General features: G+C 57.3%; 12 protein-coding genes. 5 read left to right on the forward strand and 7 right to left on the reverse strand.

The window, feature by feature from the left end; all coding sequences use genetic code 11:
* Positions 1–157: 157 nt before the first annotated feature.
* The 3 genes from ACZ3HH_RS10645 to ACZ3HH_RS10655 are packed head-to-tail and all read right to left on the reverse strand — an operon-like array spanning position 158 to position 3,465.
* Positions 158–1,123 (reverse strand): HlyD family secretion protein, encoded by a 966-nt coding sequence (locus tag ACZ3HH_RS10645; RefSeq protein ID WP_465804407.1) that lies wholly within the window; start codon positions 1,121–1,123, stop codon positions 158–160.
* A 4-nt stretch (positions 1,124–1,127) separates the two neighbouring features.
* Entirely contained in the window at positions 1,128–1,328 is a 201-nt protein-coding gene (locus ACZ3HH_RS10650) for a DUF1656 domain-containing protein (protein ID WP_038983381.1), read from the reverse strand.
* On the reverse strand, positions 1,318–3,465 hold the full coding sequence (locus ACZ3HH_RS10655) for an FUSC family protein (protein ID WP_465804409.1): 2,148 nt from the start codon (positions 3,463–3,465) through the stop codon (positions 1,318–1,320). Before ACZ3HH_RS10655 ends, ACZ3HH_RS10650 begins: the two co-directional genes overlap by 11 nt.
* A gap of 210 nt (positions 3,466–3,675) precedes the next feature.
* Between ACZ3HH_RS10655 and ACZ3HH_RS10660 the strand changes: the two genes are divergently transcribed.
* Both ACZ3HH_RS10660 and ACZ3HH_RS10665 read left to right on the forward strand, forming a co-directional pair.
* Positions 3,676–4,575, forward strand: coding sequence for a bestrophin family protein (locus ACZ3HH_RS10660; protein ID WP_465804410.1), 900 nt, complete (start codon positions 3,676–3,678; stop codon positions 4,573–4,575).
* Between the two features lie 76 nt (positions 4,576–4,651).
* Positions 4,652–5,707, forward strand: coding sequence for a tetratricopeptide repeat protein (locus ACZ3HH_RS10665; RefSeq protein ID WP_465804412.1), 1,056 nt, complete (start codon positions 4,652–4,654; stop codon positions 5,705–5,707).
* Between the two features lie 148 nt (positions 5,708–5,855).
* On the opposite strand, the gene ACZ3HH_RS10670 is transcribed toward ACZ3HH_RS10665, so the two are convergent.
* The 4 genes from ACZ3HH_RS10670 to ACZ3HH_RS10685 all read right to left on the reverse strand — a co-directional run bounded on the left by ACZ3HH_RS10670 (position 5,856) and on the right by ACZ3HH_RS10685 (position 12,034).
* Positions 5,856–6,233 carry a response regulator gene (locus ACZ3HH_RS10670; protein ID WP_038983388.1) on the reverse strand — a complete coding sequence of 126 codons (378 nt, stop codon included), beginning with the start codon at positions 6,231–6,233 and terminating at the stop codon, positions 5,856–5,858.
* Positions 6,234–6,277: 44 nt separating this feature from the next.
* Entirely contained in the window at positions 6,278–7,492 is a 1,215-nt protein-coding gene (locus ACZ3HH_RS10675; protein ID WP_465804414.1) for a hybrid sensor histidine kinase/response regulator, read from the reverse strand.
* A 76-nt stretch (positions 7,493–7,568) separates the two neighbouring features.
* A complete protein-coding gene (locus ACZ3HH_RS10680; protein ID WP_465804415.1) occupies positions 7,569–8,384 on the reverse strand; it encodes a CheR family methyltransferase in 816 nt (271 codons plus the stop codon).
* A gap of 158 nt (positions 8,385–8,542) precedes the next feature.
* Positions 8,543–12,034 (reverse strand): response regulator, encoded by a 3,492-nt coding sequence (locus ACZ3HH_RS10685; RefSeq protein ID WP_465804417.1) that lies wholly within the window; start codon positions 12,032–12,034, stop codon positions 8,543–8,545.
* Between the two features lie 260 nt (positions 12,035–12,294).
* Between ACZ3HH_RS10685 and ACZ3HH_RS10690 the strand changes: the two genes are divergently transcribed.
* From ACZ3HH_RS10690 to ACZ3HH_RS10700, 3 genes are all read left to right on the forward strand, one after another.
* Entirely contained in the window at positions 12,295–12,660 is a 366-nt protein-coding gene (locus tag ACZ3HH_RS10690; RefSeq protein ID WP_465804418.1) for a response regulator, read from the forward strand.
* Between the two features lie 56 nt (positions 12,661–12,716).
* Positions 12,717–14,009: a glycosyltransferase gene (locus ACZ3HH_RS10695; protein ID WP_465804420.1), complete on the forward strand. Its 1,293-nt coding sequence runs from the start codon at positions 12,717–12,719 to the stop codon at positions 14,007–14,009.
* A 165-nt stretch (positions 14,010–14,174) separates the two neighbouring features.
* On the forward strand, positions 14,175–15,032 hold the full coding sequence (locus ACZ3HH_RS10700) for a phospholipase (RefSeq protein WP_465804422.1): 858 nt from the start codon (positions 14,175–14,177) through the stop codon (positions 15,030–15,032).
* Positions 15,033–15,123: the final 91 nt, after the last annotated feature.

Genomic DNA, 15,123 nt, shown 5'->3' on the forward strand with positions numbered 1-15,123 from the left:
GCGCCTCATTCGGTCGCGGGGCTTTTTTTTGTCTGCACGCCATAACTCAAACACCACAATTCCCTGTGGGAGCGGGCTTGCCCGCGATGACGATTGCACATTCAGCATTGACGTTGGCTGACCCACCGTCATCACGGGCAAGCCCGCTCCCACAGGGTTAGCGGTGTTCTTGAGTCTCGCGGCTTTCCAGGACTGTCACGGTAGCCGTGGTCCCGGCACGCAGGCGGTTTTTAGCGACATAGTCAGCATCGATCTGAATCCGCACCGGTACCCGTTGCGCCAGCTTGACCCAGGTGTAACTGGGGTTGATGCTGGCCAGCAGACGACTGCCGGGGGAGTTCTCGCGGTCGGCTATAGCAAAAGCGATACTTTGCACGGTGCCGCCGAAGGTCTCGCCGCTCATCAACTCGATCCTGACCCGGTCGCCCTCCTCGATTCGCGGCAGCTTTGTTTCTTCAAAGTAGCCGCTGACATAAAACGAGTCGCTGTCCACCAGCGCTAACAACGCCCCCCCGGCGGTGGCGTAATCGCCCTGACGAGTTAGCAGGTTGGTCACGTAACCGCTGACAGGCGCTGCGACCCGCGTGCGCTGCAAGTCCAGTTCGGCCTGGGTCAATGCGGCAATCGCCAGTTGCACATTGGCTTGGGCCAGGCCCAGATTGGCCTGATTGCGCAACAGCTCCGCCTGCGCCACAGCCACTTCGGTACTGGATTTTTCCCATTCTTCGCCAGAGATCGCGAAACGCTGTTTGAGGGTTCGCCGGCGATGCTCTTCACTTTGACGCTGCCTGAGCAGTGCTTCGCTGGCGACAATCGTCGCTTCGGACTGGCCCAGCGTGGCTTTTGCGACTTCCACCGCACGCTTGGAATGCTCCACTGCCAGCGTATAACGCGACGGGTCGATCTCCAGCAGTAACTGGCCTTTCTCAACATGCTGATTGTCTTGAACACCCAGGCTGACGATGCGCCCCGAGACATCGGCAGACAAAGTCACCACATCGGCGCGAACCCGCGCATCCCGAGTCCAGGGCGCGCGGGTGTAATGTTCCCAGGCGAACCAGCCGACCACGAAGGCCAGCAATACCACCGCCACAGTCACGAGTCGGGCAAGGATCCTCTTCAAGGCATCAAGCTCCCATCACCAGAATCAGCGTCGCGCAAACGCAGGCGTACAACGCGCCTTCGAACAAGGCCTCATGCCAGACAAAACGCAGCACGCCAAAACGGCGCAAGATCCAGTCCAGCAGCAGGAAAATCGGCAGGGCCAGCAGTAACGCCTGGGCAATCGGCGGCAAGTAGACGCCGCCCAATTCAAAATCAATGGGCAAGAGCTGGCTCTCCCTCCGCTTGGGCGGGTTGAAAGTATTGGCGATGTCGCTCCAGAAACGACACCACGATCAACAACGCCACGCGCATTCTGAAAACCGACCACAGGTGTTCATGAACGTCTAAATGCAAGTCGTCCATTTCATCGCCCAAGACACGCAAGTTTCCGAGCAGCTGCTCAAGGTCAATCCCGGGCCGCCCGGAGATCAATCGGCCTGTCTCACGCACGGCAGCCAGCAAACGGTTTTGCTGGTCTGTGCTCAGCAACGTGTTGCTTTGCCCCTGTTGCCTGAGCTGGTTCAAAGCCACACCCAGCGCCATGCACCCAAGGCTGACTTCGAACAGCTCGCTGGAGCGCTTGTCGTTGGTAGCCGGCAATAATCCCAACATCATGGTCAGGCGATCGACCATACGGCTTTCAAACGCAAATTGTTGTTCATCGGTGGCCGGCGTCTTCAGCAAAGCGTAGACCTGCTCGCAGTTTTCATTGAACAGTCGACGCATCCGCAAAACGGGCCTGAAGGGGAAGATCAAGGCGTAGACACTGAGCGCCAGCGCGGAGGCGCTGATATACGCACCGGCAAACTCGAACCACTGAATGGCACTGTTCTGGCCGCTTCCTGTGTTTTGCGGGCCCAGTAACAGGATTGTCGTTAGCCCAAGACCGATGCCTATGCCAGTCGTTGGCGGACTGGCCAGCCCCACCGCGACGGCATACAGCAATGGGGCTAGCAACAAGGCGAGCAACTCGAAACTACTGATCATCGGTATCAGCATGAACAGATAGAACGCCGACACCACCAAGGCCAGACCCAGCCCCCTGGCAAAGCTTTGTGCGGCCAGCAACGGCCGCGGAAAAGTCGCCATCAGCGAACAGAGAATCCCCACCACAATCATCCCGCCACGAGCCCCGTCCCAAGCGGTCTCGATCCAGATCAATCCGGCCACCAGCAACGCGAAAAATGCCCGGATTGCATTCATTGCCGCCAACGTGAAGTCCAGATGCAGCGGATTTTCCTGGCCACGGAACACACAACTGGCTTCACGCCCTTCCTGGATCGCGTCGCTTAGCTCCAGAATCTGCGCCAGTTGCTCTAGCATCCGTGCCTGCTCCCAACGCAGAGCCCAGGCCAATGAACGCAGGGTGGCAGGCATCGTCTCGGTGAGTTGTTCGGCCTTGTAGGCCTGGTCATCGAAACGCTGTTGCAGCGCCGCGAAATGGTGCCGCGCCTCGCTCGACAACGAGCGCCCTTGCTGGGCCAGTTCATCGAGAAACACCAGTTCTTCGGCGCGCAAACGCTGTATCTCTTCCGGCAACGCGCCTTCCCAGCGTTCGGTGAGCAGTAGCCGCTGGTGACGCAAGGCCGTTAACCGCGAAGTCAGCAGCACCAGCTGATTGCCCAGCAGTTGCACCAGACCATTGGCGCTGCGCAACCGTGGCGCATCGTAATATAAATGCCGACGTACCCCCTCCAGAGCACTGATTGCGCCGAGCAGCTGCATCTGCCGCCGATGGAAATCGGCTTCGCTTTCTTCGGTTCGGATGACGGCAGCAGCGTGGGTCGCGAGCAGCTTGATGACCTGATCGATCTTGGCGAAGTAATCCCGCGCCACAGCTTCCGGCCGCGCCGTGAGAAGGCTGACCACGCACACGCATGCCACCGCCAAAAGCGTCTCGGTCACACGAGTGACGGCCAGCAGGAACGTGCCTTCCTGGTCGGGCACCGCCAGCAGCGCCACGACCACCGCTGTGTACCCGCTCAGAACAAATGCCTGAGAACTGGTGTAGCGCAACAAGGTGCCGCCAGCGGTACAGAATGCCAACCACAAGGCCAGGGTGAGGATGAAAGGCAGGGGCGCCTGAGGGAAGATCGCCATGATCAACACCGCCACCACCGCTCCTAGCGTGGTGCCGATGACCTGGCCGAAACTTCGGGCCAGGGCCATGCCGCCCAATGGCTGGCTGACGATGACCACCGCCATGATCGACCATTTGGGCTGCTCAAGGTCGAACAGGAAGGCCAGATACAATGTCAGCAGCCCGGCCACAATGGTTCTCAGGGCGAACAGCAGCACCTCTCGTCCGGGGTTGAGTATCGCCTTGAAATATTGAAGCAGCGGTTGCATGGGAGCGCTCATTAAGTCATCTCCAGCAAGCGTAGTCATTGCTTCAGTGCCTCGACAGGTTTCAGTGTCGACAAAACCTGTAGGCAAATTCGCCGATGGACACGCTTACTTTGATAGAGCCTGTCGATTACCTCGTCAGCCATAGCAATTGGACAGCCCCCCCGCCGCCCCTTAGGCTGACACTGCTGCGAAAGCGCCACTCTCTATATAAAGTTGCTGCCCATGATTGTGCGTCCCAAGCCGAATCTGATCGGCATGCTGTTTTCCCTTAAAGGCTCGATTGCCAAGCGTATTGCCTTGCGCAGTCTATTGGTGACGCTGCTCGCGTCGGTCATTGTGTTGGTGGAGACTTGGCACCCGGCCTATTTCTCCAAGGTCAATGCCACACCCTTCACCCTGCTGGGGTTGGCACTGTCGATCTTCATGAGTTTTCGCAACAATGCTTGCTACGACCGTTGGTGGGAGGGTCGCAAGCAACTGGGGCAACTGGTCATCGAAGTACGTTCGTTGATTCGCGAAACCCAAGGGTTGATGGCGGCGGCCGAACGTGAGCTTTTGCTGCGTGAACTCTGCGGTTTCGCCCATGGCTTGATCGCCCGCCTGCGTTTTGAAAACGAGATGAACGCGATCAAACCGTGGACGCAAGAAGCCGTAGACGCAAAGCACCCGAACATCACTGATGCACTCTTGCAGCGAATTGGTGCTCGGTGTTCAGCGCTGGCCGAACGCGGTCAGATCAGCGAGTGGCGTTACACCCAACTGGAAACTCGACTGGTCAGCCTCAGCCAGGTGCAGGCCTGTTGCGAACGAATCAAAAGCACGCCGCTGCCCTTCCCTTACACCCTGCTGCTGCACCGCACCATTTACCTGTTCTGCATCCTGTTGCCATTTGCCATGGCCGAACCCCTTGGCTGGCTGACGCCGGTGATCACCGCCATTGTCAGTTACACCTTTTTTGGCCTCGACGAAATCGGAGACGATCTGGAAGACCCTTTCGGCTTCGATGAGAACGATCTGCCGTGCAATGCGATTGTGCGCATGCTGGAGCGTGAAGTGCTGGCAGCGCTGGGGCAAACCGCGTTGCCACCCGCCCTTGAGCCTGTCGACTACGTGCTGACCTAAGCTTGGGTTTGACTCACAGCCCGGCCTGACCGAAGCTGGTGGCTTTGCAAAAGCCTGCCAGCTCCCGGATTCCTGCATGCCTCAGTCCCGCCGCTACTTGCTCATCAGCCTCTGCGTATTATTTGCCCTCGCCCTCGCCTGGTTTTTCCTGCGTAGCACGACGCCCGTGGTGCCGGCGGCGATCAAGCATGGCTACAGCGAAGCGCTGGCCCAGGCACGCGCGGGTCAACCGGGGGCGGCGCGGGTGCTTTACCAGCAATTGGGTCGTCCTGACCTGTCGACCAAGCGCCGTATCTGGCTGCATGCCGAACTGCCCAATTACCCGAGCCCCCAGGCCCTGAAGCTCGCGGATGCGGACCTGCAACATCCATCGGCGGAGGTGCGTATCGCAGCGATCAAAAGCATCAATGGGCTGGTGCCCAGTGGGCAGCGCAGCCTGTTGCTGGGGCCCTTGCTCGATGACAGCGACCCGAGCGTCCGGTTTGCGGCGGTCAATGCCTTATTGGGTCTGACGCCGGATGAGCTGGGCTTGTACTTCGGCCCCTTGGAGCAAGCCATCGATGTCTGGGAGCAGCTCCTCAAGGGTCAACCGGAAAGCGCCGAAACCCAATACCAAATCGCGCGCCTGCACTTGCACAATGCCGAGCTGAAGGACGCGCAGCAGGCCTTGGAGCGCACGTTGCAACTGGCGCCCGGCAACCTGCCGGCACTGGTGATGCAGATCGAAGTGTTGGATAGACAGGGCCAAAGCGATGCCGCCAGGCAATTGTTGGCGAAACAGTTAAAGTCCCAGCCTGACTCGGCCTATCTGCAACATGCGCTGGGGCTCTGGTTGCTGCATCACGGGCAAAGTGAGTTCGCCCTGCTCGGGTTGTCCAAAGCCGTGGAGCTTGAGCCGGACAACAAGGATTACCGCTACGACCTGGCCACCACGCTGCATGGTGAGCAAGAGCTGGAGGCTGCACAGAACCAGTTGCAGGAAATCGTTCAACGCCACCCGGCCGATCGCAAGGCGCGCGTGCTGCTGATCAACTATTGGAAGGAAAGCGGACAGTTGCAGAACGTGCAGATCCTGTTGGCGCAGCTTGAACAACTCAATCCGGATGATCCGGCGTTGCAGCAAGGGCTTTAATCAAGATCAAAAGCTCGCGTTCCCTGTAGGAGCTGCCGCTGGCTGCGATCTTTTGACCCTGGGCCGTCACGCGATGCAAAAAAAGGTCAAAAGATTGCAGTCTGCGGCAGCTCCTACAGGGGCGGTGTAGTCAACCGCCGACGCAGCTTCAGGACAGCATGTCCTGCATGATCTGTTGCAACACATCCAGATCGAACGGCTTGGCCAGGATCGGCGCTTTGCGGGTGATCGGGCTGTCAGTCTCGCGAATCTCCTGCGGATAGCCGCTGATGAAGATGACCTTGAGCTCCGGTCGCAGCTTCACGGCGGGTTCGGCGATCTGCACGCCAGAGATTCCCCCCGGCAAGCGGAAGTCGGTGATCATCATGTCCAGATGCGGTTTGCTCGCCAGAATTTCAAAGGCCTGCTCGCCGTTTTCGGCTTGCAGCACCCGGTAACCCTCACCCGACAAATAAGCAGACAGCACCATCAAGATCGAAGGGTCATCCTCGACGATCAGTACCACATCTTGTGCATCTTCACTCATGGAAAGCCTTTGTTCGATCAATAGCTGCTGATACGACCGTGCGGTCACTCAGAGGTTGCGTTTAACTGGCTGTTTTCCTGCAGCGGCAGACAAACGCGAAACAAGGCGCCTTCGCCAATCCGGCTCTCGACGGTGATGGAGCCACCGTGGGCGGCGACAATCTGCTCCGAAATAAACAGCCCCAGGCCCAGCCCGGCTACAACGGCCTTGGCGCTAACCCTTTCGAACTGCTGAAAAATGCGCTGCTGATTCTCTTCACTGATCCCGATACCGCGATCCTGAACCTCAACCCACGCTTGCCCGTCCTGATTGTACACGCGTACGTCGATCTGGCTCTTGGCGCCATAACGCAGCGCATTGGTCAACAAGTTGGAAATCACTTGTTCGATACGGAACTCGTCCCAGTGGCCCATCACGGGCTGGTTGGCCGTCAAGGTAACCGACGACTGCGCGGCCTCGACCTGCGGTGCAAAGTTTTGCAGAAGGTTGTTCACCAGTTGCACCAAGTCAAACCGACTGGGGCGAATCGACAGCTTGCCGGTGCGGATCCGCGACACGTCGAGCATGTCTTCGATCAGACGGATCAGGCTTTTGATTTGCCGCTCGTCGCGGTCGACCATCGCGTGCATCTTGTCCAGCGTGAATGCCGCGGCGTTATCCCGGGCCAGGTGCATTTTGCGCAACTGGGTTTCGAGAATCAGGCCATTGAGCGGCGTACGGACTTCGTGAGCCACGATAGACATGAAGTCATCACGCATACGCACCGCTTGCTCCAGCTCATTCTGGGTGTTCTGCAACTGTTTGAGCAGCGCCTCCTGCTCCCGGCGACTTTGCTCCAGCGCTTCGACCTGATGCTTCATCGCTTTGCTCTGGCGATACAAGTCGACGAAGACATTGACTTTGCTCTTGACCGCGTGAACGTCCAGCGGCTTGTGCAAAAAATCTACCGCCCCGCTTTCGTAGCCCTTGAACGCGTAATTAAGCTCGCGGCCGGCGGCACTGACGAACACAATCGGGATATTTTTGGTTTTTTCCGTGCCGCGCATCAACTCGGCCAGCTCGAAGCCATTCATGCCGGGCATCTGCACATCAAGAATGGCCATGGCGAACTCGTGTTGCAGCAATAGCGACAGGGCTTCGTCGGCGGACAGGGCTTTGTAGACGATACGGTCTTCACGCCTGATCAAGGCTTCGAGCGCCAGAAGGTTCTCCGGCAAATCGTCGACGATCAGTAATTTGGCCTGGATATTCCCTAACATGCGATTCCTTCCAGCCTGATAAGCAGACGGCCGATGCCGCGAAGATCCAGCCGATGAGTATCCAGCACTGCCCTATTCATGATTTGCGGTATATCCGTTCGGGTTTGACCAATGCTTCAAATTGATTGCCATAGACCGAGAAGTCCAGGGTCTCCTTACTGCCCAGTGCCAGAAAACCCCGATGACACAGGGATTCATGAAACAAGCCAAACGCGCGACTCTGAAGTTTTTTATTGAAGTAAATCAATACATTACGGCACGAAATCAATTGAGTTTCCGAGAAAACACTGTCGGTGGCCAGGCTGTGATCGGCGAAGGTCACGTTGTCGCACAGGCTCTTGTCGAAAATGGCATAACCATAGGCCGCCGTGTAGTAATCGGCGAACGAACGCTGCCCACCTGCCTGTTGGTAGTTGTGAGTGTAGGCCCGGACATTCTCCAGGGAAAAAATCCCCTGTCGGGCTTTATCCAGCGAACGCGGGTTGATGTCCGTGGCATAGAGGATGGTGCGATCCAGCAGGCCTTCTTCGCGGAGCAGAATCGCCATCGAATAGACCTCTTCGCCGGTGCTGCAACCAGCGATCCAGACCTTGATCGATGGATAGGTCCTGAGCAGCGGCATCACTTCCTGACGCAGCGCCAGGAAGTGTGAAGGGTCGCGGAACATTTCGCTGACCGGGATCGTCAGCAATTGCAGCAGTTGCATGAATGCGGTCGGATCGTACAGAACCTTCTCTTGCAGCGCCGAGATGGTTTTGCACTCGAACTGATTCAAGGCGTGATTGACCCGGCGTTTGATCGACACGCTGGAGTAATCGCGAAAGTCGTAGCTGTACTTGAGGTAAATCGCCTCAATCAGCAAGCGTAATTCGATATCGGTATTGCGCTCCACTAGTGTCCTGCCTCGCGAGTATGTCCCTTTTTGGGGAGTGGCTGATGTTGCCAGACAAGGCGCCGCGACGAGTCATAGCTGGCTATGGCGAGGAGCGGCAGCGCAGTATGGCGACAACAGACGCCGCCAAAAAGGAACATACTTGCGAGGCAGGACACTTATATCCGTTCCATCTTCGGCAGCCACACACGAATCAGCGAGAACAGGCGATCCAGGTCGAGGGGTTTGGACAGGTAGTCATTGGCGCCGGCCTGCAAGCAGCGCTCCTGATCGTCCTTCATGGCCTTGGCCGTCACCGCAATGATCGGCAGCTTGCGCCAGCGCGGGTCCTTGCGGATTTTGAGGGTGGCGTCAAAACCATCCATCTCCGGCATCATCACGTCCATCAGCACCAGATCGATGTCCTCGACTTCATTCAATTTTTCGATCGCTTCACGGCCGTTACGGCCAATGACCACGATAGCGCCCTTCTGCTCCAGCGCACTGGTGAGGGCGAAAATGTTGCGTACATCATCGTCCACCAGCAGCACTTTACGCCCCTCGAAAACCTTGTCGCGGCTGCGAGCGGTCTTGAGCATCGTCTGGCGCTCCTGGGACAAACGGGATTCGACCTTGTGCAGAAAGAGTGTCACTTCGTCCAGCAACCGCTCGGGGGAGCGCGCGCCCTTGATGATGATCGAGCGAGAATACTTGCGCAGCTCGGCCTCTTCGTCCCGGGTGAGGTTACGTCCGGTATAGACGATCACCGGCGGGAACGAGCAGATATCCTCGGAGGACATGCGTTTGAGCAAGTCGTTGCCGAGCATGTCGGGCAATTTCAGGTCGATGATCATGCAGTCGAAAATCGTACTGCGCAGCAGGTCGAGCGCATCCTGCGCCAGGCCGACAGCGGTGATTTCGATGTCCTCGTCGCCGATCAGCCGGGCGATGCTGTCGCGCTGCACATCGTCATCTTCGACCAGCAATACCCGTTTGACCTTCTGTGTCAGTTTGGCTTCGAGGCGGGCAAACACAGCCTTGAGTTCCTCACGCGTGGTGGGCTTGACCGCATAACCGATGGCGCCCATATGCATGGCGGCCTCGACGCGGTCTTCGACCGAAATCACGTGTACCGGGATGTGCCGGGTTTCGGCATGCTCTTTCAAACGCTGCAATACCGTCAGCCCGGAATGATCCGGCAGGCGCATGTCCAGCAAGATCGCATCGGGAATGAACTGCCTGGCCAGGTCGTAGCCTTCGTCGGCGCCGTGGGCTACCAGGCACTGATAACCCAGTTCATGGGCCAGGTCGTAGAGAATGTGCGCAAAGTTTGGCTCATCCTCCACGACCAGAATGCAGCGAGTGGCGAATGGCGCCTTGTTGCGATCATCGTCGAAACGCGGAATGTCGATGTCGGCAATCCGCGGCACAGGCGCAGTCACCACGGCGCTTTTGGGCATGACCACCGGCGTGGCTTTCATCGCCTCGACAGGTGCGTCGCCCGGCTCGACGTAGTGCTGCGGCAACACCAGGGCGAACACACTGCCCTGCCCAGGCGTACTGGTCACACTGATGGAGCCGCCCAATAACGTGGCCAGATCACGAGAGATCGACAGGCCCAGGCCGGTGCCGCCGTAACGACGATTGGTGGTGCCATCGGCCTGACGGAAGGCTTCGAAAATGCTCTCCTGCTGATCCGGGGCAATACCGATGCCGGAATCTCGGACAATAAAGGCGATACCGTTGTCCGGCTGAGCAGCGACGCTCAGGTTGACCATGCCCTTTTCGGTGAACTTCACCGCGTTGGACAGCAGATTCTTGATCACTTGCTCCAGCCGCTGGCGGTCGGTGAACAGCATCAGCGGTGCATCGGCCTGTAACTGGACCTGGAAATCCAGGTTCTTTTCCGCAGCCATTGGCTGGAACATGCCACGCAGGCCTTCCACCAGACGCGCAACACTGGTGTTCTCCGGTCGTACCTCAAGCTTGCCGGCCTCGACCTTGGAAATGTCGAGAATGTCGTTGATCAGGTTAAGTAAGTCGTTGCCGGCGGAGTAGATCGAGTCGGCGAACTTGACCTGCTCGGCGCTGAGGTTTCCCTGCGGATTTTCCGCCAGCAGTTTGGCCAGGATCAACGAACTGTTCAGTGGCGTGCGCAGCTCGTGGGACATGTTGGCAAGGAATTCGGATTTGTACTTGCTGGAGCGCTGCAGCTCTTCGGCGCGCGCTTCGAGCTCAACCTGAGCCAGATTCAGTTCAGTGTTCTTCAGGTCCATGGCATCGCGCTGTGCGGCCAGGATCTGCCCCTGCTCGGCGAGTTGTTCGTTGGTTTGCTCCAGCTCGATCTGCTGGGTTTGCAGGTGAGTCTGGGACTCCTTGAGAATCCGCGACTGCTCTTCCAGCTCTTCGTTGGCGGTCTTGAGCTCTTCTTGCTGAACTTGCAGCTCTTCGTTGAGTTGCTGGGCTTCGGCCAGCACCTCCTGCAAACGCTGGCGATAGCGGGCGGCCTCGATCGAGGTACCGATGTTGCCGGCAATCAATTCGAGCAGTTCGACATCACGATCCGTCAGCGACCGCAGGAAACCCAGTTCGATCACACCGTTGACCCGATCGTCGTCGCTGGTCGGCACCACCAGCACGCTGTGCGGTAAACCTTCACCCAAGCCGGAGCTGACTTTGAAGTAGTCGCCCGGGACGTCATCAAGACGAATCAAGCGCGCCTGTTGCGCCACCTGGCCGACAATCCCTTCACCACTGTAGATCTGCTGTTCAAGCGCTTCCTGTTCCCGGGAGAAACCGTAAGACGCGATGCGTTTCAGGCCACCATGGTCCTCACGGACATAGATTGCCGCGACAGCCGTCCCTAAATATTGGGCGCAGAACTGCAGAATGTTGCGCCCCAACAGATTGAGGGATAGCTGCCCCAGGACTTGCTCTGCCAGTTCGGTCTGACCGTTGCGTAACCAGGCTTGCTGTTCCAGGCGCCGGGCACTGGCCTGTTGCCCAGCGAGGTTGGCGCTGTAGCTTTGGGACAGTTTGAGCAAGTCCCGACGGCCAATGTAGGCCAGCAATCCGCTGATACCGGCCACGAACAACAGATAAAGGCCGATGCACCAGATCGTGGTTTGGCGCACTTCCTCGTTGCGAGTGGCGCGCAACTGCTGTTCCAAATCGATCACATCTTCGAATTGCTTGCGGATCTCATCGGTCAGCCGCTTACCGCGCCCGGCCTTGACGGCGCCACGGTAGTCACCGCTGGCACGCTGCAAATCGATCATCGATTGCGCGTAATTGGCCCATTCCGTCTGCAAGGCCTGGAGCCGGCGCAGACGATCGGTCTGGACCGGATTATCGGCGGTCAATTCGAGCAAGGTATCGAGAGCGACGGCGATTCTCGGCTTGGCCGTCTCGTAGGGATCAAGGAAATGTTCGTCGCCGCTGAGCAAGAACCCGCGCATGCCGGTTTCCAGATCGACGGTCAGCTTTATTGCCTCATTGGCATTATTGATCACCCGGTCGGTGTGCTGGACCCACTGAATCACCGACAGCAGATAGGTAATCAGCGAAACGAAGAACACCGCGCTGATGACACCGACGCCCAATGGCAGGCTGACGTTGCGGCTCAGGAGTTTACGGAATCGTTGCTCATCAACCGAGGACGCAGAGGTCATGGGAAAGCCTTGTCGTACTGTTGAAAAGCATCGAGTCTGCCCCAAAACGGTCGAGCTCATCCATTTTTCTGACATGTTTCGCGGCAAAAACCTGCATTTAGCTGCTCTGGGACAAAGGAGCGGTTATTCTCTGCAGCTCTTGTGCGGCTATTGTTTTTGTAGCATGTCGGGAACTTGTCGTGATTCGTCACTTACCCATGCAAGCGCCCGGCGGTTTCGATCGACCGGCAACCGCGAATTCAACCTTTGAGAGCCCCACTATGCCCACCCACGCCTCCACCATTCTCGTCGTCGAAGACGATGCCATCGTGCGCACGCTGATCGTCGATGTGCTGGAGGAATTGGAATTCCGGGTGCTTGAGGCGGATGGCTGTGAAATGGCGCTGGAGTTGATCAACGATGAAGACCAAGACATTGATTTGTTAATGACGGATGTGGGATTGCCGATCATGGACGGTCGTGAACTGGCCAAGCAGGCGCGCATGCTGCGTCCCGAATTGCCGATCCTGTTCGCCAGCGGCTATGCCGAGAGCATTGAGGTGCCTGACGGCATGTATCTCATCGGCAAGCCGTTTTCCATTGATCAGTTGCGGGACAAGGTCAAAGACATCCTCGTCCAGGCCTGATTTTTCTCGCGTCCCGATTCTCTCCACTCTCTACCCGTTTCAAGGAATACCCGTCAATGAGTCAGCCCCGCGCAACCAAAGTCCTGGTGATTGGTTACGTCTGGCCCGAGCCCCGCTCTTCTGCGGCCAGTGGGCATGTGATGCAAATTCTCGATACGTTCCTGCAGCAAGGCTGGGAGATTACCTTCAGCAGCCCCGCCGGCACCGGTGAGCACCGTGCGGACCTGACTGCGCTGGGCATTCGTGAAGTACCGATCGAATTGAACAACAGCAGTTTCGACACGTTTATCAGTGAACTGGCACCGGATATCGTGTTGTTCGACCAGTTCATGATGGAAGAACAGTTCGGCTGGCGAGTAGAGAAACACTGCCCCGATGCTTTGCGTGTGCTGGAGACCTCCGACCTGCAAAGCCTGCGACATGCCCGGCACCAGCGGCTCAAGGACCGCTTGAAGGCCAATGATGACAGCAATGACTTCAGTGAGTTGTTCGCCCCGGCATTGCCTGAAGAGTTCGAGCTCATGGCCGATACCGATCTGGCAAAACGAGAGATCGCCGCGCTGTATCGCTGTGACTTGAACCTGATGATCTCCGAAGTGGAGATCGAACTGCTGGTCGAGCAGTTCAAACTGCCACGCAACTTGCTGCACTGGTGTCCGCTGATGGTCGATGCGCCGAGTGCGCCGCCGCCAGCCTTTGAAGATCGTGCGCATTTCCTCAGTATCGGTAACTTCCGGCACGCGCCCAACTGGGATGCCGTGCTCTGGATGAAAACCACGATCTGGCCGCTGATCCGTGCGCAGTTGCCAGAGGCGCAACTGCATATCTATGGCGCCTATACGCCGCCCAAAGCCACCGCGCTGCACAATGCGGCCCAAGGGTTTCATGTGATGAACTGGGCAGAAGATGCCTTGCAAGTCATGTCCGCGGCCCGGGTGTGCCTGGCGCCCCTGCGCTTTGGTGCCGGCATCAAAGGCAAAATTGTCGACGCCATGCTCTGCGGTACGCCGAATGTCACCACACCGATTGGCGCAGAAGCGATGCACGGCGAACAGCCGTGGCCGGGCGCCGTTACCCGAACTGCGCGTGAGTTCGCCGATTGTGCCGTGCAGCTTTATACCGATAAGGTTTGCTGGATGAAGGCCCAGGAAAATGGGCAATCTCTGTTAGCCAATCGTTACCAGCAATCCGTTCATGGGGCCGCTCTAATCGAAAAACTGCTTTATAGCCAACAGCATCTCGCACACATCAGAAGAGATAACTTTACTGGCGGCATGCTGCGCCACCATCAACATAAAAGTACGCAATATATGGCGCAGTGGATTGAAGCGAAAAATCGAAATCAATAAGCACTCACTTTCAATCGGCGCGCCACAGCCTAATAACATTATTTGCATAACGTTTTTTATTGGCTGTTTCGCTCGCCTCCCTTATAAATATCACCCGCCTTCTTACAGACACTAAGCGCGGTACTTTTTTATTATCACCTTTTAACCCATGCAAGGATGCATACAATGAACGATTACACTTTTAGCCGTTGGATGGCGAACACACCTGGCATTGACTCAATGACACTCAACGAGTTGATCCTGCCTGGCGCCCATAACGCTGGCGTAGACAAAAAGGCAACTTACGTGACGCCCGGTGTTTCTCACTGGGCTGCTTGCCAAAACAACTCCTTTTACGACCAATTGAATAACGGTGCACGCGCGCTTGATGTAAGAGTCGAATACAACCTCGACGCCAGAGGGGTTGGCACATTCTGGTTCCAGCATAACGGCTTCCGATCATCCCGGTCGCTGGAAAACCTGGTCATGCAGGTGAGTCGTTTTCTTCAGGAGAACCCCGACGAATTCGTCTTGCTCGATTTCCATGAATTGAAATCCGCCAATGCCCCCTTTGACTACAAGGAGTTCAACCGATTTCTCCTGACACATCTGGACCAGAGAATCATCCCGTTTCGTAACCGATACATGAACCTCGGTCAACTGAAGCGGGACAGTCGTACCCAGCGGGTATGGATTGCTGCCGAGTACCATCCGGATCTGGATCAACACTGGTTACTCTCCAGCATTCAACACGAATGGAGCGGTGAATCGCTGACCAGTGTCGAGGAGGTGCGAGCGCTTATCGCTCGCGTGACGAAAAATCCTCCGTCATCCTGGGTGCCATGGTCACTCTCCGCAACCAGTTATACGGCACCCGGTGGCCCCACAGACATCAAGGAGCACCTTGATCGATGGTTCGACCCCGCCCCCGACAGCTGGATCTTGAAATGCAGCATTATTAACGCGGACTTCTTTGAAGAATCGAAACTCGTGTCCAATTGCCGCACCGCTAACATAATCAAAGCCCAGGCGCTCAATAAATAGATGCCTCTAGGGGTTGTGTCAGACGTGCTGGATTTTCACGCACTGGGCGATGGGAGCAAGCCCTTTGTAAGCCACCCAGCGTGCGATCGCT

The organism is Pseudomonas sp. PME37.24/025, assembly GCF_055556615.1.

What these genes read in the sequence shown, in the direction of transcription:
- ACZ3HH_RS10685 (WP_465804417.1), bottom strand. Translation starts at nt 12,034, where the DNA reads ATGACCTCTGCGTCCTCGGTTGATGAGCAACGATTCCGTAAACTCCTG.
- ACZ3HH_RS10675 (WP_465804414.1), bottom strand. Translation starts at nt 7,492, where the DNA reads ATGTTAGGGAATATCCAGGCCAAATTACTGATCGTCGACGATTTGCCG.
- ACZ3HH_RS10665 (WP_465804412.1), top strand. Translation starts at nt 4,652, where the DNA reads ATGCCTCAGTCCCGCCGCTACTTGCTCATCAGCCTCTGCGTATTATTT.
- ACZ3HH_RS10700 (WP_465804422.1), top strand. Translation starts at nt 14,175, where the DNA reads ATGAACGATTACACTTTTAGCCGTTGGATGGCGAACACACCTGGCATT.
- ACZ3HH_RS10670 (WP_038983388.1), bottom strand. Translation starts at nt 6,233, where the DNA reads ATGAGTGAAGATGCACAAGATGTGGTACTGATCGTCGAGGATGACCCT.
- ACZ3HH_RS10660 (WP_465804410.1), top strand. Translation starts at nt 3,676, where the DNA reads ATGATTGTGCGTCCCAAGCCGAATCTGATCGGCATGCTGTTTTCCCTT.
- ACZ3HH_RS10695 (WP_465804420.1), top strand. Translation starts at nt 12,717, where the DNA reads ATGAGTCAGCCCCGCGCAACCAAAGTCCTGGTGATTGGTTACGTCTGG.
- ACZ3HH_RS10690 (WP_465804418.1), top strand. Translation starts at nt 12,295, where the DNA reads ATGCCCACCCACGCCTCCACCATTCTCGTCGTCGAAGACGATGCCATC.
- ACZ3HH_RS10655 (WP_465804409.1), bottom strand. Translation starts at nt 3,465, where the DNA reads ATGAGCGCTCCCATGCAACCGCTGCTTCAATATTTCAAGGCGATACTC.